16 protein-coding genes are annotated in these 19,123 nt (G+C 63.8%); 9 read left to right on the top strand and 7 right to left on the bottom strand.

The features are described 5' to 3' along the window. Positions 1-1,081: 1,081 nt before the first annotated feature. The 4 genes from C493_RS05710 to C493_RS05695 all read left to right on the top strand — a co-directional run bounded on the left by C493_RS05710 (position 1,082) and on the right by C493_RS05695 (position 6,969). A complete protein-coding gene (locus C493_RS05710) occupies positions 1,082-2,110 on the top strand; it encodes a Cdc6/Cdc18 family protein (RefSeq protein ID WP_007258462.1) in 1,029 nt (342 codons plus the stop codon). A 170-nt stretch (positions 2,111-2,280) separates the two neighbouring features. Next, positions 2,281-4,839, top strand: a complete 2,559-nt coding sequence (locus tag C493_RS05705; protein ID WP_007258461.1) for a PAS domain-containing protein — start codon at positions 2,281-2,283, stop codon at positions 4,837-4,839. Beyond that, the gene (locus tag C493_RS05700) at positions 4,832-5,293 is read left to right on the top strand and encodes a response regulator (protein WP_007258460.1); all 462 of its coding nucleotides are present in this window, start codon (positions 4,832-4,834) and stop codon (positions 5,291-5,293) included. The genes C493_RS05705 and C493_RS05700 overlap by 8 nt, the downstream gene beginning before the upstream one ends. Next, on the top strand, positions 5,290-6,969 hold the full coding sequence (locus C493_RS05695) for a bacterio-opsin activator domain-containing protein (RefSeq protein WP_007258459.1): 1,680 nt from the start codon (positions 5,290-5,292) through the stop codon (positions 6,967-6,969). Before C493_RS05700 ends, C493_RS05695 begins: the two co-directional genes overlap by 4 nt. 69 nt (positions 6,970-7,038) lie before the next feature. Here the strand turns inward: C493_RS05695 and C493_RS05690 are convergent, their stop codons facing one another. Further along, the gene (locus C493_RS05690; RefSeq protein WP_007258458.1) at positions 7,039-7,956 is read right to left on the bottom strand and encodes a formyltransferase family protein; all 918 of its coding nucleotides are present in this window, start codon (positions 7,954-7,956) and stop codon (positions 7,039-7,041) included. Positions 7,957-8,338: 382 nt separating this feature from the next. Next, a complete protein-coding gene (gene arcS, locus C493_RS05685) occupies positions 8,339-10,096 on the bottom strand; it encodes an archaeosine synthase subunit alpha (RefSeq protein WP_007258457.1) in 1,758 nt (585 codons plus the stop codon). A gap of 384 nt (positions 10,097-10,480) precedes the next feature. Here arcS and C493_RS05680 point away from each other — a divergent pair, with 384 nt between their 5' ends. Beyond that, complete coding sequence (locus C493_RS05680) at positions 10,481-11,398, top strand: DMT family transporter (protein ID WP_007258456.1); 918 nt, start codon at positions 10,481-10,483, stop codon at positions 11,396-11,398. A 27-nt stretch (positions 11,399-11,425) separates the two neighbouring features. On the opposite strand, the gene C493_RS05675 is transcribed toward C493_RS05680, so the two are convergent. Next, positions 11,426-11,788 (bottom strand): hypothetical protein, encoded by a 363-nt coding sequence (locus C493_RS05675; protein WP_007258455.1) that lies wholly within the window; start codon positions 11,786-11,788, stop codon positions 11,426-11,428. Between the two features lie 96 nt (positions 11,789-11,884). On the opposite strand from C493_RS05675, the gene C493_RS05670 reads away from it, so the two are divergent. Both C493_RS05670 and C493_RS05665 read left to right on the top strand, forming a co-directional pair. Then, positions 11,885-12,358 (top strand): Lrp/AsnC family transcriptional regulator, encoded by a 474-nt coding sequence (locus C493_RS05670; protein ID WP_007258454.1) that lies wholly within the window; start codon positions 11,885-11,887, stop codon positions 12,356-12,358. A gap of 110 nt (positions 12,359-12,468) precedes the next feature. Beyond that, the gene (locus C493_RS05665) at positions 12,469-12,798 is read left to right on the top strand and encodes a HalOD1 output domain-containing protein (protein WP_007258453.1); all 330 of its coding nucleotides are present in this window, start codon (positions 12,469-12,471) and stop codon (positions 12,796-12,798) included. Between the two features lie 101 nt (positions 12,799-12,899). Here C493_RS05665 and tnpA read toward each other — a convergent pair whose 3' ends face one another. Next, positions 12,900-13,307 (bottom strand): IS200/IS605-like element ISNin1 family transposase, encoded by a 408-nt coding sequence (tnpA, locus tag C493_RS05660; RefSeq protein WP_049889159.1) that lies wholly within the window; start codon positions 13,305-13,307, stop codon positions 12,900-12,902. A 44-nt stretch (positions 13,308-13,351) separates the two neighbouring features. On the opposite strand from tnpA, the gene C493_RS05655 reads away from it, so the two are divergent. After that, positions 13,352-14,656, top strand: coding sequence for an RNA-guided endonuclease TnpB family protein (locus C493_RS05655; RefSeq protein ID WP_007258451.1), 1,305 nt, complete (start codon positions 13,352-13,354; stop codon positions 14,654-14,656). Positions 14,657-14,813: 157 nt separating this feature from the next. Next, positions 14,814-15,413 (top strand): nitrous oxide reductase accessory protein NosL, encoded by a 600-nt coding sequence (locus C493_RS05650; protein ID WP_007258450.1) that lies wholly within the window; start codon positions 14,814-14,816, stop codon positions 15,411-15,413. Between the two features lie 145 nt (positions 15,414-15,558). Here the strand turns inward: C493_RS05650 and C493_RS05645 are convergent, their stop codons facing one another. From C493_RS05645 to C493_RS05635, 3 genes are read right to left on the bottom strand one after another with little or no spacing between them, the layout of a single operon-like run. Next, positions 15,559-16,437, bottom strand: a complete 879-nt coding sequence (locus C493_RS05645) for an ABC transporter permease (RefSeq protein ID WP_007258449.1) — start codon at positions 16,435-16,437, stop codon at positions 15,559-15,561. Continuing rightward, on the bottom strand, positions 16,434-17,168 hold the full coding sequence (locus C493_RS05640) for an ABC transporter ATP-binding protein (RefSeq protein ID WP_007258448.1): 735 nt from the start codon (positions 17,166-17,168) through the stop codon (positions 16,434-16,436). The genes C493_RS05645 and C493_RS05640 overlap by 4 nt, the downstream gene beginning before the upstream one ends. Beyond that, positions 17,161-19,098, bottom strand: coding sequence for a NosD domain-containing protein (locus C493_RS05635; RefSeq protein ID WP_007258447.1), 1,938 nt, complete (start codon positions 19,096-19,098; stop codon positions 17,161-17,163). The genes C493_RS05640 and C493_RS05635 overlap by 8 nt, the downstream gene beginning before the upstream one ends. Positions 19,099-19,123: the final 25 nt, after the last annotated feature.

The following is a 19,123-nucleotide window of genomic DNA, read 5'->3' as shown; positions in this document are numbered from 1 at the left end:
GCGCACCGGGTGCGGTCATTAGTATGTTGCCTGTATCGTCCGGTCGGCGCGAGGACTCGAGAGCTGGCGTCGGTATTCGTATTCGGAAGTGTTGCTTTGCCCGTCGTGCCAACACATTCTATATTGCAATATGTGGTTTACGTGGGACGGAATCGATCGCATCGTGGTCTCTCGAGCCCCCTGATTTCGCCCTGCAGGGGACAACGTCGCCGGCTACCGATGCGGTTGCACGTGTCTCGGCGCTGCTCGCGTGGTGCCAGTCGGAACGTCCTTCTCGAGTGAGCGTTTTCGACGCTCGAGGTCGGTATCGGTCGCAGTCGACACTGCGCCACCGTTCCGGGTGGTGATACGCGCGTGAAGCAACGGGCGGTCCAGCAACGGGAGTACGGAAAGCAGCCAGCAAAGAGCAGTAGGGGCGTCGATACGCGACAGTACAGAAACCGGACCAGCGGAGACTGGCGAGGGCGACACACGTCGACCGAGGAGAGAGGTGGCCTCACCGTCGGACGCCAGGGTTCGACACCGCCGACGAGGGTGGTTCCGATACTGTGTGACGGTCCGCAACCCGGCCCCAGCCCGGACGCTGACGACGGACTCGAATCGCGTTTCCGGGGAATCCCGGTTGTGCGATCGAACGCCGTCGACGCCAGCCCAGTGCCGGCCTCGAGTACGTCATCGCCAATTTCTCTTACAGCTCGATGGCCGAGGATCGCTTCGCGCGCTCGTTTCACCGACGGTCGGTTTGCCGTCTTCGGTGGGTACTGCCACGCGAGTGTCCCGACCAAACCGGTTCGAACACCGATCGCGTGGCAGTCGTGCGACGGGCGCGATCCGACGGTCGGTTACGACGATCTCTCATCGGCACGGTCCGAACCCGTTCTCGCGCGTTCGACGACCCGACTCTCGAGCGAGCGCGAGCGATCGACAAATCTGGCCAGAGACGCCAGCTTCCCGTCGAACGACGTCGTCTACGTGTCCGGAGAACTGCAGCCGATAAACCAATATCTACGATACAGAATTTTCGGAAGTTTCGGAACCGGGACGCCATCGTTTATAACGGGGGGCGTAGAACCCAGTCGGTGTGATCGTCGACGGCCGCGTCCTGCGCGAGGATTTCGTGCCAAGCGAGGTGGTCCACCGCCACGACGAGGTGAACCTCCTCTCGGAGTCCCTCGAGCCGCTGCTGTACGACCGGCGGGCCGACCCGGCGTTTCTGTTCGGACCGACGGGCGTCGGCAAGACCTGCATCGCGCGATACACGCTTGCTCGACTCCGCGAGCAGGAGCCGTCGGTCGGCGTCGCCTACGTCAACTGCTGGCAGGAGTACACTCGGTTTCGCGTGCTCTACAGCATCCTCGAGGACGTGGGCCACACGTTCGACATCCACCGCTCGACGCCGAAAGACGAACTGTTCGGCCGGCTCGGCGAGACCGACGACCGACCGATCGTCGCGATTCTCGACGAGGTCGATCAGCTGGAAGAGACCGCCGCGCTGTACGACCTCTACCGGCTCGGACACGTCTCGCTCGTGTTGATCGCCAACCGCGAGGAGGAACTGTTCGCGGGGCTCGACGACCGCGTTCGCTCGCGACTCCGGGCCGGAACCCGGGTTCGGTTCGACCGGTACGGGACCGACGAACTCGAAGCGATCCTCGCCGAGCGAGCCGACAACGCGCTCGAGCCCGGTACCGTCAGCGACGGCCAGTTGCGGACGATCGCCGACGCGGCCTCAGGCGATGCCCGCGTGGGGCTCGGAATCCTCCGGTCGGCCGCCCGTCGAGCGACCCAGCAAAACCACGATTCGATCACCGACGACGTTCTCGCGGACGCGATTCCGGACGCGCGAACGGCGATTCGGCGGAAAACGGTCGAGGGGCTGATCGAACACCAGCGGGTGCTGTACGACGTCATCGCCGAAACCGGTGAGATCGAACCCGGAGAGCTCTACGAGACGTACGAGCGTCGCGTCGACAACCCCAAGACCAAACGGACGCTCCGAAACTACCTGACGAAGATGGTCCACTACGACCTGATCGAGGCGGTCGGCAAGCGCCGCGGTCGGACGTATCGCCCGGTTGGAGACGCTGTGGTCGAACACGACCAGGCGTGAGGGCCCTTCCCCGCGCGCTTGCCGCACTGCCGGTCACTGCGTGCGAACGTTCGTCCATTCTCCATCGCTATTCGAGTTCAGAAAGTATGAAAATTAGTACACTGTGTTCCAGTGGTGCTATCGAACACTACATTTATACACGCCACTCCATTTGTGAATAGCAATCGACTATGGCTACCTCCGACCCGCCGATCGGACGGCTTCGATCTCGTATCCGGCAACAGGAGGTCGTCGCCAAACTCGGCCAGCAGGCCCTCGAGTCCGCCGACCTCGGTCAACTGCTCGACGACGCAGTCTCCGCCGTTATCGAGACGCTCGAGGCGGACCGTGGTCACGTTCTCGAGTACCGCCCCGAAGCGGATGTGGTGGCGTTCCGAAACGGAAGTAACTGGAGTGCTGGCGCTGGTGGTTCGGTAATCTCCCTCGAGAACGCCGGCGAGTCGACGCGGACGGTGATCCGGACGAGAGAGCCGACGAGCGGTACCAATCTCGAGGCGGCGCCGATCCCGGACGATCGGTCGACGGGGACGAAATCGGACGATCTTGGAGCGACGAGCGAAATCGTCGCACCGATCGGATCGGCGGACGATATCTGGGGCGTCCTGGGCGTCTACACCGATGACTCCCGCGAGTTTACGGACCACGACGTCTCGTTCGTCGCGAGCGTCGCCGACGTTATCGACGGCGCGATCGAGAACTATCGCACTCGCCGGAACGGCAAAGCCGAGCGAAGCGCCGGACGCATGCGTCCCGAAACTGACCTCGAGACGACCGTCGATCGAATCACGGACGCCGTCTTCGGACTCGACGACGACTGGCGAGTTACGTACGTCAACGAGCGAGCACAGCGGTTGTTCGACATCGACGCCGCGACGCTGGTCGGAACCTCCTTCTGGGAGGCCTTCCCGTCGATCACCGGCACCGAGTTCGACAGGGAGTTCCGACACGCGGTCGACCGGCAGGAACCGACCGCGTTCGAGGCGTACTTCGAACCGCACTCGACCTGGCTCGAGGTCCGCGCGTATCCGTCGGAGTCGGGGCTCTCGGTGTACGTTCGCGACGTAACCGAGCGAAAGCGGGTCGAAGCGGAACTCCGGGAGAACAACCACACGTTAGCGCGGCTGTACGCGATCACCGCTGACCCCGAGTTGCGCTTCGACGAAAAGGTCGACGAACTGCTCGATCTCGGCCGCGAACGGCTGGGACTCGAGATCGGGTTCGTCGCCGATATCGACCGGGAGGGAAACCGGTTCGAGATCGTCCACTCGAAGGGGCCGGACGAACGACTGCGGCCGGGGTCGGTGACGCCGCTTTCTGATACCTACTGTCGGCGGACGATCGAGTCCGACGAACTGCTCGTGCTCACGGACGGTCCGGTCGCCGACGAGATCGACGATCACGCCTACGAGACGTGGGACTTCGACAGCTACGTCGGCGGGCAGATCCGCGTCGACGGCGATCTCTTCGGGACGCTCTGTTTCGCCGACGAAAATCCCAGCGAACGGTCGTTTACGCCCGCGGAGCGCAGCTTCGTCGAACTCAGTACGCAGTGGCTCAGTTACGAACTCGAGCGCCAGCGGCGCCAGCGGAAACTCGAGCGAGTCACCGCCTACACCGACGCCATACTGGACGCGGTCGACGACATCTTCTACGTCGTCGACGCCGAGGGGACCTTCCGGCGGTGGAACGAAACGATGGAGGACGTAACCGGATACGCCGGCGCGGAGATCGAATCGATGTCCCCGGCGGACTTCTTCGCGGGAGACGACCGAAAGCGGATCGGCGACGCGATCGCCGAGGTCTTCGAGACCGGTCAGGCGCACGTCGAAGCCGACGTCAGGACTCGAGACGGCGACACGATTCCCTACGAGTTCGCCGCGAGTTTGCTCGAGGACCCTTCCGGAACGCCCGTTCTGGCCGGTATCGGCCGCGATATCACCGAACGCCGACGCCAGCAGCGCCGTCTCGAGGAACTGATCTCCGATCTGGAGTCGTCGAACGAACGGTTAGAACAGTTCGCCTACGCGGCGAGTCACGACCTCCAGGAGCCGTTGCGAATGGTTGCGAGCTACCTGACGCTCGTCGAGCGCCGGTACGCCGACGAACTCGACGACGACGCCGAGGAGTTTATCGCCTACGCCGTCGACGGCGCGACGCGAATGCAACAGATGATCGACGGCCTGCTCGCGTACTCCCGCGTCGACACCCAGGGGACGCCGCTCCGAACCGTCGACCTCGAGTGCGTACTCGACGACGTCCGCGAGGATCTGCAGGTTCACATCGAGGAGACGGACGCCGAGGTCGACGTCGGTCCGTTACCGGCGGTCTACGGCGATCCGGGCCAACTCCGACAGCTGTTTCAGAACCTGCTCGATAACGCACTCACGTACGCCGGGACCGATGCCCCACGTATATCAGTGTCCGCGGAGAACGAGGGAGACGAGTGGCGTATCGCAGTTCGCGATCGGGGAATCGGAATCGATCCGGCCGAGTCAGAACGGATCTTTCAGGTGTTCGACCGCCTTCACAGCATCGACGAGTACGACGGAACGGGGATCGGTCTCGCACTCTGCCAGCGGATCATCGAACGTCACGACGGCGAGATCGACGTCGAATCGGCGCCCGGCGAGGGCTCGACGTTTACCGTAACGCTGCCGGCGCCACCGACGACCAACACCGACATCGCGACCGCTCGCACGACCGACGCCAGCGACCCTAGCAATGAGTAATTCGAGACAGTTCAGACCCGAACCAGCACAGATCCTGTTAGTCGAGGACAATCCGGGAGACGTCCGGCTGACCGAAGAAGCGTTCAAACAGGGCCGAATCGAGAACGACCTCCACGTCGTCTCCGACGGCAACGAAGCCCTCGAGTTCCTGTATCAACGCGGCCAGTACGAGGACGTCCCGCGTCCGGATCTCATTTTGCTCGATCTCAACCTGCCGCGAAAGGACGGGGAGGACGTCTTAGAGGAGCTCAAGGGCGATTCGGAGCTCCGCTCGATCCCGGTCATCGTGCTCACGAGTTCGCGCGCCGAAGAGGATGTCGTCCGCTCGTACGAGTTGCACGCCAACGCCTACCTCACGAAACCGGTCGACCCGGACGACTTCATCGAGACGGTTCGCGCGTTCGAGAAGTTCTGGTTCTCGGTCGTTCGACTGCCGCCGGAGGATGAACAATGAGCGAGATGGACGCGCAGTCCGAAACCGACGCGAACGTACTGGAGATCGTCCTGATCGAGGACAATCCGGGAGACGCACGCCTGATCCAGGAGATGCTACGTGGCACCGAGGAGCTCGCACAGCGAGTCAGCCCCGACGACTCGGCGGGACGCACCCCGGAGATCACCCGCGCAAACCGTCTCGAGGACGGCCTCGAGACGCTCGAGCAGCTCTCGGCGGACGTCGTCTTGCTCGACCTGAACTTACCCGACAGCGAGGGCCTCGAGACGCTCGAGACGGTCCACGCCGAAAGCGACGCGACGCCGATCGTTGTCCTGACCGGCGTTCGCGACCAGCAGGTCGGCGTTCAGGCGATCCAGCGAGGTGCACAGGACTTCCTCGTGAAAGACGAGGTGACCAGCGAGTTGCTCGTCCGAACGATCCACCACGCGATCGAGCGCGCCCGACAGGAGCGCGAACGCCGCCGCCAGCGCGAACGACTCGAGTCGCTCAACCGACTCAACCGAATCGGACACGACATCACGCACGCGGTGATCACCACGGAGACGCGGGCCGACCTGGAACAGCGCGTCTGTGAGCGTCTCGCGGAATCAGACGCCTATCGGTTCGCCTGGATCGGCGGCGTCAACCCCGGCAGCGATCGGGTCGTTCCGAAGGCGGCGGCCGGCGTCGAGGACGGCTACCTCGACGCCATCGAAGTTTCTGCCGTCGAAGACGACGATAGCGGACAGGGGCCGTCCGGAACGGCGATCCGTACCGGATCGGTACAGGTCGCAAACGACGTGCTGGACAGCCCTGAGTTCGAGCCGTGGCGCGAGGACGCCCTCGAGCGAGGGTATCGCTCCTCGGCTGCGGTGCCGATCGTCCACGAGGACCTCGTCTACGGCGTGTTGAACATCTACTCGGCGTCTCCGCGGGCCTTCGAGGGTCCGGAGACGACGATCCTCGCTCGGATCGGTGACGTCATCGCCCACGCGATCACGGCCATCGAACGCAAGGACGCCCTGGTCAGCGACGCCGTCATCGAACTCGAGTTCCGCGTCGGCGAGCTGGCGCCGCCGCTGATCGGCCTCTCGACCGAGGAGGAGTGTACGATCGAGTTCGAGCAACTGATCCGCGGCGACGAGACGCTGCTCGCGTACGGATCCGCCGAAGGCGTCGACCAGGAGGCGTTCAGCGAGGCGGTCGAGAAGACCGACGGGTTCGGCGACGTTCGATTCCTCGCCGTCCGCCGCAACGCCTTCGAGTTCGAGCTCGTCGCCCCGGCGGCCGTCTCGCTGTTCGAAACCATCGCGACCCACGGCGGGCGGGTCAAATCCGCGACGATCGACGACGGCGAGTTCCGCTTCGTCGTCGAACTCCCCCGCGGTCGGGACACGCGACAGATGATCGAACTCATCAGAGAACAGCGCGACGACGTCACGTACCTCGCACAGCGCACCCGCGAGCGCAGCGAGCGCAGCGACTCGAACTCCAGTTCCGTCCTCGAGGACGAACTCACCGAGAAACAGCGGGCGGCGCTGGAGACGGCGTACTTCGCGGGCTACTTCGACTGGCCGCGCGAGAGCACCGGCGAGGAGATTTCCGACCGACTCGGAATCGCCCCGGCGACGTTCAACCAGCACCTCCGGACGGCCGAGCGAAAGTTCTTCGACTCCGTACTCGGCGAGCAGTGATTCGTCCGGGCGAGCACTCGATGCGTGCCCGTTTTTCGCTCGCTCGCACTCGAGGTGAGACGCCGACTATCAGTCGGCCGAGTCGTGAGTCGACTCGACGTGGTCGCCAGTCGACCGGCGTCGACCGATGCGCCGCCGGAGGCGGCCGGCGACGTTCTTCGCCAGGACGCGGCCCGCGAACGTAGCCGTGCGGCGCTCCCGACGGTAGTAAAACTCGCCGAGTTGCTCGTCGGGGATCGACTGCGGCTCGAACGACGGATCCTGCAGCGCGGTGATTCCCTCGGTCAACAGTCCGATCTGGCGTTCGGCGACGCGGTCGAAGACCTCCCAGAGCGTGTGACAGCCGGCCAGTGAGACGTCATCAGAGGCGACGATCTCGCCGCCGTCGATCGATTCGTCGAGCCGCTGGAGGGTCGAGCCGGCGCGGTCGCGGCCGTCGTGAAAGATCGCGGGCGGACCCATCCCCCGGTACCGACGGATATCGGCCGGGTGAAAGCTCAAGACGCCGTGCTCCGGGGCCGTCAGCACGTCACCGCGGACGAGTCCGAATCCGAAGCGAATCACGACGTCACAGCGCTCGCCGAGTTCGTCGACGACCGCGGCCGGCAGTTCGTTCCAGTTCCCGTCCGTCTGCGGGACGCACTCGAGGTGGTCGGCGTCGGCGATGGCGTCGACGTTCTCCACGGAGTGGCGCCGCCAGAACTCCCGTTCGTCGCCGAACAGTCGTCCGAGATTTCGCTCTGCGAGGACGAACGTCCAAGCCCTCTCCGTCCCGAGGAGGTCGACGAACTGCCGGAGGTCCTCGAGGCCGACTCGATCCCTGTCGTTCCACGATTCGGCCTGATAGTCGGTGTCGCTCGTGTTGGTGACGACGAGCGGTATCGAGACGTCCGTCTCTCGCTGCAGTCGTTCGATCGCCCGCACCTGCCACTCGAGGAGGTAGGGCTCGGTCAGGAGTCCGACGGTCGCCGGTTCGTCCACGCTCATGACTGGCGACTCTCGCGGTAGTGGTCCTTAGTTACCGACATCGTTTGACTTCGGTACGGCGTGGAAACGGAACGTAGCCGCTCCGTCGGGTGGTCTTAGCGTGATAGAACACTAACAGATAGGCGTTCGAGGGGGTAATAGCGTCCCCGAACGGGATTCGACACGCCGGATTACCACCGAAAGAGCGAGGCCCCCGTCGTGTGAATCCGTGATTGTGTCCGATGGGAGCCGCGGTAATACCGTCAAACAGGAAACCTGTTCGCTCTGCGGTGTGACCGTTCCGGCGGCTGTCTACCGAGAACATCTGCTGAAATCGTGTCCGGGTCGGTGAACGCGGGGGCTCGGTCGACGGGACGGAACGGGGACTCGCGAGTCGAGTCAGCTACTTCTCTTCGACGTGGCGGACCTCGCAGGCCACGCCGCGAGTGCTCTCGTGCATCTCGCGTCCGAACATCTCCGCGCGGCCGACCGCGAAGGCGTTCGGCCCTTCGACGACGACCTCGTCGCCCACGCGGATGTCCTCGTCGGCGTCGACGACGCCCGGTGCGAGCACGCTCCCGTGGGGAACGAAACCGTCGATTTCGACGCGCTTGGTGGGAGCGTCGCTGTCGACCCAGCGACGGGCCCCCTCGAGCGTGAACGAAAGCGTCCCGTACTGGGGGACCATCGTCGCCAGCTGCGTCTCCTCGCCGTCGCGGACCTGGATCTTCGGATACCGGCTGGTGGTCTGAATGTCCTCGAAGAGGTCGTCGCCCGCGCCGTCGCCGAGCAGGTAGTCCGCGATGGCCCGGACGGTGTTGTGTTCGCGCTCGCGTTTAGAGTACTTCAGTTCGCCCGAGAGCGCCGAACCGAGGTTTGCGAGGGACTCGTCGTCGGTCGGGTGGCCGCCCGCCGGAACGGTGTAGGTGATCTCGAGGTCGAGCGCGTCCTCGACGCGGCCGACGATGTCGCGGTAGCCTTCGTCGGGGACGTGGGCGACGATTTTCGGGTACTCGTTGCGCTCGAGGTAGCGCTGGAGCACCTCGGCGACGAACTCCTTCTCGTCTTCCGACCAGCGGCCCGTGACGACGGTGTCGTAGTGTTGGGCCGGATAGGTCGTCTCGAGTTCCTGGGGGACGACGCCGATCGGCGAGGTCATCGAGACGAGGTGGGCGCGCCACTGGATGACGTCGTGGAACTGGCGGTGGCTCTGGGACTCGCTGTAGGGTTTCGTCGCCGAACACGGCACCAGGACGAGCGGGTTCTTAAACCGGTTGCGGTAGCGCGTCGTCACGCGGTCGGCGTACCGTTGAATCTCGACGCGACGAAGGGTGTCCTCGGTCGCCGCGTTGATCTGGGCGTCCCGCAGGATCGGCGTGCGTTCCTCGAGGTAGCCCCATTGCGAATCGAGTTCCCGCATCGCGGCGGTGAGCCACTGGTCGTGGCGGGCCTGTCCCTCGACGTAATCGCGGAGACGGCCGTCGCGGATTCGCCGGCGGACGATGCCGAGTTCCGCTTCGAGGGCGTTTCGGTTGTGTTCGGCGCAGTCCTCGCGGGTGAACTCCTCGCGGGGCTGTTGACAGGCCGAACAGGAACAGGGCAGCTCTTCGAGGTCCTCGAGGAAGTAGGCCTCGTCGGTCGTCAGATATCGTCCTTCGGTGCCTTTCACGACGGCCGCGGTCTCGTCGAAGAGATCGACGCCGGCGTAGGCCAACAGGGCGACGTTACGGGGGGTCGCGACGCCCGAAAAGAGGAGGGCGGTGTCGGCCGGAATCGTCTCGCGGACGGAAACGACAGCCTCGACGAGCGCCGCGCCGTGGCCCCGGATCGACTGGACGTCCGAGACGGCGTAGGCGTCGCTTCCGTGGTCCGTTGCGGTCTCGCTCGAGACGACCGCGACGCTCGGATACTCGACGTCGGGATGGTCGACCGCGAACGAGTCCTGGACTTCCGCGGCGGTGCCGCCGGGGAACGATCGGTGCGGGAGGACGGTGAGCGTCGATTCGTCTCCCTCGGGGAGTTCTCGATCGGCGCTCCACAGCGACCCCGCGTCCTCGAGGACGTCGTCGACGAGCGCGGGGGTCGCCACGGGCGACTCGAGGCGGAGTTCGCCCACGCGCGCGGCCCCGTCGCGCTCGTGAACTTCGAAGTAGTCGGTCATACCCCAACTGGGTGGGGGAGCGCGAAAGAGGCTGTCGGTCGCGGGCCGAGCGGGTCACGCAGGCGGACGCGGCGATTCGCCGCGAGCGTGCCGAGGGTGAGAGCGATCCTGTATGCGGTTACTACGATTGTTATAAATTCGTTACTATGCTCGTGAATACCCCTCACGAAAGGCATATCAGCGTCTCAGACCTGAATCGAATCGATGACGGAGTCCCACTACACGTGTACCGATTGCGGCTCAGCACTGCACTACCGAACGACCAAGCACAACGGCTGTCCCAGCTGCGGACGCGTTCCGTTCCACAGCGCCGACTGAACCGGTTTTCGTCTCTCTGTCGCGTATTTTCGCCGCGGTTATCCGCTGACGAACGAAACGGACCGTATGGTTCTCGAGGTTTCGGACTCGCTGCTGGGCGTCCTCCTGGCGAGCGTCGCCGCCGTCGGCTTCGCGGGGCAGTTTCTATTCGTTCGTCTCGGTACGGAATCCGGCAAGGTCACCGACGGCGTTCTCATCGTACTGTGTTGTAACGTCGCCTTGCTGGCGCCGCCCGCGCTGGTGTTGTATTCGCCGCCCTACGTCGACCTGTTCACTCCCGTCTCGGTCGCCGCCTTCGGCGCTGCGGGCCTCGCCGGGATGTTCGTCGCTCGGCTGTTGACGTTCAAAAGCGTCGAAGAAATCGGGGCGAACCTCTCCTCGCCCGTGATCGCCTCGAACGTCTTCTTTGCGACGGTGTTCGCGATCGTCTTCCTCGAGGAGCGACTGACGGCGCTTCACCTCGCGGGGATCGTCCTGGTCGTCGCCGGGATCGCCGTCGTCTCGTGGGAGACCGCGGCCGACTCGAGCGGAGAGACGTCGCTGCGCGAGACCGGCGCGTTGCTCGCCGTGCCGCTGGCTGCGGCCGCCGCGATCGGCATCGAACCGATCTTCATCTCGATCGGGCTCGCCGCGGGGACGCCGACGCTGCCCGGTATCGTCGTCATGGCGACCACCGCAACGGTAGCGTTCGTGGGCTACCTCCGCTGGACCGGCTCGCTGCGGTCGATTCCGCTTCGCCGCGCCTCGACCGGCTGGTTCGTCGCCGGCGGCGTCTCGACGACGGTCGCGTTCGTCGCCTACTTCGCGGCTCTCGAGGTCGCGCCCGTAGTCGTCGTCATGCCGCTGTTACAACTGACGCCGCTGATCGTCGTCGTCTGCTCCGCACTGTTCTTGCCGCGGCGACTCGAGCGCGTCACCTGGCGCGTCGGCGCCGCGGCGCTGGTCGTCGTGGCCGGTGCGACGCTCGTCTCGGTATCGGGGTGACGCGGTGGCAGCGAAAAATCGCCGGTGTCAGACTCGCCCGTCGTAGGTACCCGTCGCGGAGGTGTGTCCGCGGTTGAACGAGAGGATCGTGAACTCGATCGCATCGCCGACCTCGAGGCCGGCCGGAATATCCTCGACGAAGACGACGAACCCCTCGATCTTGCAGACGGCCTGTCGCTCGCCCGTGTGGTGTTCGGTAAACTCGTGAACCCCGGCCGTTACGCTGTCGCCGATCCCGACCGGTGGCTCCCGCCCCTGTGCTTCCTGATGGCGCTCGTAGGACTCCCGACGGTCTCCGCGTTCGTCCCCGCCGCGAAACCGCCTGACGAGCCACGACGTGAAGACGACGAAGACGATCAGTCCAAGTACGAGCGAGGTCGCCCCGAGCATGGTCGACTCTGGCCGGGCGCGGACCTTTGCTGTTCTGTTTTCCAGAGCGGTGGCGCCGACCCAAAGCGGCTTGGTTGTGCCAGCGAAACGAACGGTATGGGGTTCGAATTCGACGATATCGACAGGGGGATCCTCCATCGACTACAGGACGACGCCAGACACACGACGGCGACGGACATCGCCGGCGAGGTCGGCGTCACGGCCAACACCGTCCGCAACCGCATCGACAGACTCGAGGAGGCCGGCGTGATCACGGGCTACGTGCCGCTACTCGAGTACGAGCGAACCGAGCGGCCGATGCGCGTCGTCGTCGAGTGTACGGCACCGGTCGACGAGCGCGAAACGTTGGCGGAGGCTGCACTCGAGACGGGTGGTGTCGTCCTCGTTCGCGAACTCGTTACCGGTCGCGGGAACCTCCGAATCGACGTCGTCGCCGCCGACACCGACGAAATTACGGCGACCGTGAGCCAGCTCGCGGCACACGGTCTCGAGATCGAACGGGAGGAACTCGTCAAAACGGAGTACCGCCAGCCGTTCGATCACTTCGGGACGACAGAGACGTCCTCCTGAACGTCACTAAAGACGAAGTTCATTTCGGAAACCGAAATAAATAACTGCTTTACTTCGCCGAAGCTGCATTTGCCGCTACCCTTTTATGTGCTCGACCGTTGGCGTCTAGTGTGAGTAATTCATCTATCGGTTCGACCACCGACAGCCCCGACGGAGACGTCAGCGTCGCCGTCGTCACGGCCGTCGCGACGAAACGCGGCGTCGAACCGACCGACCTGCCGCCGCTGTACGAGTGGATCGAGCCCGACGCGCTCGATTCGCTGTTCGAACCGACCCGGACCGCCGGTCCGCGATGCGGACGACTGGAGTTCGTCTACGCCGGACACGAGATCGTCGTCGAGCGAGACGAGACGCTCGAGCTGACGGTCGACGGAACGTCGGTCTCTGAATCGACGGGCGCTCGCACCGAGTCACGCGACGGTGCTCGAATCGACGTCTAAACGAAAAACAGCGCGAGTTCCCCGCCCTTCCGAAAACCTGCGGTTTTCGGCTTTCGCAAATCTTCGATTTGCGTCAACACCGTGGGCGGGGGTGAAGCGCGTCACTCCAGCGCGTGTTCCGTCTCTTCTGTATACCGCTCAACCACTTCCTCCGATACCGCACCTGTCGTTCCCACGTAGTACCCAACCTTCCAGAATCCACCGCCCCAGAAATACGACTCCCGAATCTCGGGATACCGCTCCAGCAAGTGCTTACCCGAGTACGACTTGAACTGCCGGGCGAGGTCGGCTGGACTGTGTTTTGGGTCGCACTGGACGAACAGGTGTACGTGGTCGTCTGCAATCTCCAACGCCAGAATTTTATGCCCGAAGTGGTCGGAGGTCTCACCAAACAACTCTCGCACATCGTCTTCAACCACGTTGAGAATCGGGTGGCGGTACTTGGGACACCAGACAAAATAACACTTACAGGAACTAACCGAATGTGCATGACTGCGGTACTCTTCCATCCCTAATCCCTATATTTATGATGAGTTAGAACGAGTGTCAAAGCATGGGTGAAGAAGCCACGAAGACGATCCGGACGCGCCTCCACATAGCGTCTGGTGAACGATCGTGGCTTCACAATGCCCGCCTCGCCTCACGCGAAATATTCAACCAAACCATCCGCCTCAAACAACAAGGGTACAATCGCACCGAGATACAGAAGGAGGTTGACCGCGACGACTTCCTACGGAACAACAAGTGCGCGGTCGTCGGCAAAGCCCTCCAAACATGGGACTCCTACCAATCACTCAAAGACTGGTGGGAGAACCAAGACGAGCCTGACGGAGGGAAGCCGACTCCGCCGAGTACGGACAAATCTGGTGCGTATCCGCTTGTGATGGCGCACACAGAAGGGTACCGCCTCACCGTAGATGACGACACGAACCGCGTCCAGTTCCGCATCAGCCCGAAACCCTACAAGAAGGTGAAAGGACACCTGCGCGGCGAACCGGACGCAATGGACGAACTGCGAGACGCCCTCACGTCTGAAGAAGTGGATATTGGGCAGGCCGAACTCCTGTACCGCGATGGCGTGTACTACCTACACGTCACGGTCACACGCGAGTTCGACGTCCCCGAACCTGACACCGCCGATACTGTGATTGGCGTGGACATCAACGAGCGCAACGTTGCTTTCACCGCCCTCGACCGCGACACGATGCAGACGAAAGGGACACTCGTCCTCGACTACGGACGAGTCAAGCAGGAACGCCAACGCTACCACACTATCACCACTCGCTGTCAAGAACACGGCAAAACGAGCATCCACCACAGACTCGGTGACAAGGAGGAGCGGTTCACCGAGTGGGTGTTGCATCGGCTTTCCCGTGCTGTCGTGGAGTTTGCAGAGCAGTTCTCGAACCCGGTTATCGTGTTCGAGAATATGAGCGGTATCCGCGACGAAATTAAGTATGGATCGTATATGAACCGTCGGTTGCACAAACTGCCGTTCCACAAGTTCGAGAAGTTCGTCTCGTACAAGGCGACGTGGCGAGAGATTCCTACGGATACGGTAGACGCGTACTACAACTCGAAGACGTGTTCGTGCTGTGGTGAACGTGGCAGTCGGCAGGGGCGGCGGTTTCGGTGTACGAACGACGAGTGTGATGTGGTGCAAGACCACGCTGACCGGAATGCGTCGGTGAACATCGCGTGGCGCGAGAAGGCGAAGCTTGACGGTAACGAATCGAATTACCGGACTCACAAAACCCAACCTCAGGTTCGGTTGGTGCGTTTGTCCGGGTCGGGGCGTGTAAGCCGCCCAACCTCATCCCGCTCGCTTGCCGAGCAGGGAGTGCTAGCGCACGGCTGAGGGAATTAGAAAAGCCTCGGGCCACCGCGCCCGAGGTTGTTTACTTTTCGGCGGGTCGGTACGGTCGCTGCACGATGGGCCACGTACGCGTCCGTTCACTCCGAGCGTTCGTGAACTGTACCAGACCGAGTATATTGTCGACCGCCCACTAGTACATATGGACCAGTCGACTTCATCGACCGTTCCCGAATCGCTCGTTTCCCGTCGAGTCGTCCTCGGCGGCGTCGCAACCGTTTCCCTCGGCGCGATCGCGGGGTGTCTCGACGGCGACGACGAGGACGTCCCCGAAGCGATCGAAATCGAGGACGACCAGGACTGCGACCAGTGTTCGATGCGTATCGTCGACCATCCCGGACCCGCCGGACAGGCTCACTACGAGGACCCGTCGGACGTCGAAATCGAGGATCGACCGGCGCTGTTCTGCAGTTCGCTCTGTGCGTACGCGTTCACGTTCACCAACGAAGACGACGCTGAACCCGACGTGATCTACCTGACCGACTACTCGGCCGTCGACGAGACGGTCGAGCAAGGCGACGACTCGCTCGTCATCAGCCGCCACCTCGAGGCCGACGCGTTCGAAGATGCGACGGGGCTCACGATGGTGGTCGATAGCGATGTCGAAGGCGCGATGGGTGCGTCGATTATTCCATTCGGTGACGGCGACGACGCCGACGCGTTCGCCGACGAGTACGGCGGCGACAGGGAAGAACACGACGACATTACACAGGAACTGGTGATGTCGTTGATGCAGAGTTAACCGACTCTCCGGTCCGTTCAGTTCCAACTTGATTTCGGCTCGGCTCCCGTTTTACCCCAATAATCAGTCGCTCACTATCGGACAGATTCGAGCGACGATTCCGTTCTCTGCCATCCCGGTTCGTCGCCGCGACTGGGTCTGATCACTACCGATCCAGCGCCCACGTCGCGAGGGCGAGCGATCCGACCGTCCAGCCCACGAGACTCACCAGACTCGAGAGTGGCGCGGCGACGTCCGGCCCGGTGCCGGAAGCGACGACGACGGCGCTTTCGAAGACGAGGCCGCGAAACGCACTGAGCGGACTGACCGCGAGTGTGTAGACGAGTTCCGAGTCGCCGATAACGCCGATCGAGAAGCCGTACGCGATCGCCAGATCGATCCCGACGAGCAAGACTACGAGGGCGACGACGGCGAGCGCGAGCGCGCTGCGGGTCCCGCTGACGACCGACGAAATCGCGATCGCGACCGCGAGGACCGAGAGCGCGAACAACGCCGTTAGCACGACGAACCGGCCGAACAGCACCGGAGAATCGGCTCCGGAGTGTGTCGCGTAGATGGACAGCCAACTGCCTTCGGTCACGGCGACCGCGACCGCGACGATCGCAAGCGGCACGACAACCGTGACGACGAGTCCGATCGCGCGACCCAGATAGACCCCGAGGACGAGTTCGCGGCTCGAAACGGGGTACGTCTCGAGGACGTCGAGTTCGCCTCGCTGCTCGTCGCCGAGGATCGCGCGATAGCCGAACGCGACGGCGAGTACGGGAACGAGCAACTCGAGCGGCGTGAGGAGGTCGACGAGCGTCGGCACGTAGCCCGCCTGGATGCTCTCTCCGACCGCGGCGATCCCGAGGACGACGGCGGCGAACGCCAGCGCCAGCACGAAAAACGTCCGCGTTCGAACGACCGTCCGCAGTTCCCGCCCGACGATCGTTTTGAGGCGGTGTCTCGAATCCGGCGCTGTCCGCGTCTCGGCTTCCTGTACCGGTGTCGATCGACTCGACGTCGAGAGTTCGTCACTCATGCGTGCTCACCCTGAACGCGGACGGTATCGAGGTCGCCTTCGATCGCGTTTTCGTAGACCGACCACAGCGAGTCGGCGTTGAAGCGCGCCCGGAGTTCGGCCGTCGATCCGTGCTGGACGAACTGGCCGTCGGACAACACGAACACTTCGTCGGCGATGCGCTCGACTAACTCGAGGTCGTGAGACGTCAGTAGAATCGAAACCCCCTCGTCGGCGAGCGCAGACGCGACGTCGAAGACGTGCATGCTCATCCCCGGGTCGAGACCGCTTCCGGGTTCGTCGAGGACGATTATCGGCGGGTCGCCGATCGTCGCCTGGGCGACTCCGAGCAGTCGCGTCATCCCGCCGGAGAGCGCTTCGACGTTCCGGTCGGCCGCATCTTCGAGACCGACGCGAGCGAGTTTCTCCATCGCGGCGTCGTCGTCGCCGACGAGCGACGCGTAGAACTGGAGCGTCTCGCGGCACGTGAACCCGGGTCGAAACGCGGGGTGTTGGGGCAAATAGCCGATCTGCCTGGCCGTCTCGGGCCCGTGGTACGTGATCTCTCCTTCGGTCGGTTCGTGGAGTCCCGCGAGTGCGCGAATCAGCGTCGTCTTGCCGGCCCCGTTCGGGCCGATGATCGCCGTTACGCTCCCCCGCGGAACCGTCAGTGAAATGTCCTGGAGGACGGAGACCGTCCCGTAATCGTGATCGATTCCCGTCGCCTCGAGTATCGGTTGTGTCTCAGTCATCGGTCGGTGTGCGCGTCGTTTCGTAGCACGTCCATGCTTGGTCGTCCCAGCCGGTCGCTTCGAGTCGGTCCGCGTTGATCGGTTCACAGGCCGGGTAGTTGTCGGCGATACTGCCGGTCCGCATTCCGGGGACCGTTCCCTCGAGTCCGGCGAGGGCGCCGAGGGCCGGCGCCCGAACGAGCGTCGGCGTTCCGTCGGTCGTGTGGAGTCGCTTGTCGACGTCGTCCGTCGGGGTGTACGATCGATCGGCGTAGTCGCCGCTGGCGACGCCAGCAGCGCCCTGCCAGTAGTTTCCTTCTCCCTCGTCGCTCCAGATTCGCAGCGGTCCGGTGGCGGTTGTCGCGTGTTCGCCGTTCCCGACGAAGTCGTTCCCGATGACGCGGTTCGTCGGTAACATCCCGGTCACGTCCGCTCCGACCTCGTTGCCGACGATGACGTTCCCCTCGTAGATCGACGAGGCCGTATCGATGCGAAGACCGACGCTCGTGTTCGCGATGCGGTTGTCCGCGACGTAGGTGTCGCTGCCGCCCGGAGTGAGGCCGGTGTCGGTGTCTCGAATCGTGTTTCCGACGATCGCGTTTCGCTCCGGTCCCGTCATGATGTACACGCCGGTGTTGGCCTGGCCGTGTACCTCGTTGTCCGCGAGAAGCGAATCGTCCGTGTGCATCAGGTGGATACCTAGCTGGTTGTTCGTAACCGTGTTCGATCGGACGACCGTCGTCGGCGACCGGAACAGGTACACGCCGTTGGGTGTGCCGTCGAACGTGGAGTGTTCGATCACGCCGTTGGACTGGAGCAACAACACGCCGCCGAGACCGTCCGACGGGTCGTCCGGGCCGATGACCGTCGCGTTTCGAACGGCGGCGTCGTCGGTTCCGTACTCGAGGATTCCGCTCGCCGGAGTGTCGATGTGGACGTCCTGAACGAGCAGTTCGTCGGCGTTGTAGGCCGTGATTCCTGCGTCAGTGCTGACGTAGTTTCGCATGAACGTCGAGCCGAACTCCTCGTCGTCGACACCGATGTCGACGTCGCCGTCGCCTCTCGTCGTCTCGCCGACGCCGTCGATCGCGACGTTTCGGACCGCGACGCGCTCGGTGGTGACGGTGACGACCGAGCTGTTTCCGTCGCCACGGATCGTCACGTCCCCGTCGCCGGCGATCGTCATCGGTCGGTCGATCTCGACGGTTTCTTCGTACGTTCCGTTCGGGACGCGGATCGTCGTCTCGGCTGGTGCTTCGTCGACCGCCTCTTGAATCGTCTCTGCGTCGGAACCGACGACCATCGACGTCGGTCGCTCCGTGAGGTCTGCCGTCTGTTCGACTCGATCGTCGGCGACCGCTTGGTGGCCGTCGACGCGGTCGCGTGCGACCGCCGCATCGTCGCGGTCGTACGTGGCTTCGAGCACCGCCTCCCAGTCGCGAACGTCGCCGCCGTGTTCGTCGGCGAACGCGTCGGCGTCGTCGCGGTCGGTAAACGGAACGACGGTCGTTCCGGCCGGCGTCTCCGCGTCGCTCTCGAGGACGTACCACGCCGTTTCGGCGTCGGTCCACTCCGGAGCGCTGTCCGTCGTCGGATACCCGTCGTCGTTCAGTTCGACGCCGGTCCCGCTGTAGTCGGTGACGTACACCGTCAGCGGATGGCCGAACCGCTGTTCGTGTTCGGGTTGTTGTTGATCGTGGGCGAACGTCTCGACGCCGTAGTAGCCGACGACGTACTGATACTGCGAATAGAACACCTGCGCTTGGGGCAACTCGACGTCGTCGTCGAGTTCACGTTCGGCTTCGAGCGTAATTCCGCTGTGAACCGTGTCGTCGAACGCAACGGGATCGGGTGCTGTCGATCCAGCATCGACGACGAACAGTCCGGCGGCGCCGAGGACGATGACGACGAACGCGCCCAGCGCGATCCTGGTCGTGGAGAGAGCGGGCACAACTAGTGGTTGACGGCACGCCGGA

Origin of the sequence: Natronolimnohabitans innermongolicus JCM 12255, assembly GCF_000337215.1 — an archaeon.
In the GTDB taxonomy this organism is placed as follows: domain Archaea; phylum Halobacteriota; class Halobacteria; order Halobacteriales; family Natrialbaceae; genus Natronolimnohabitans; species Natronolimnohabitans innermongolicus.
Note: the sequence above shows the minus strand (reverse complement) of the source record. Positions and strands in the feature narration are given on the sequence as shown.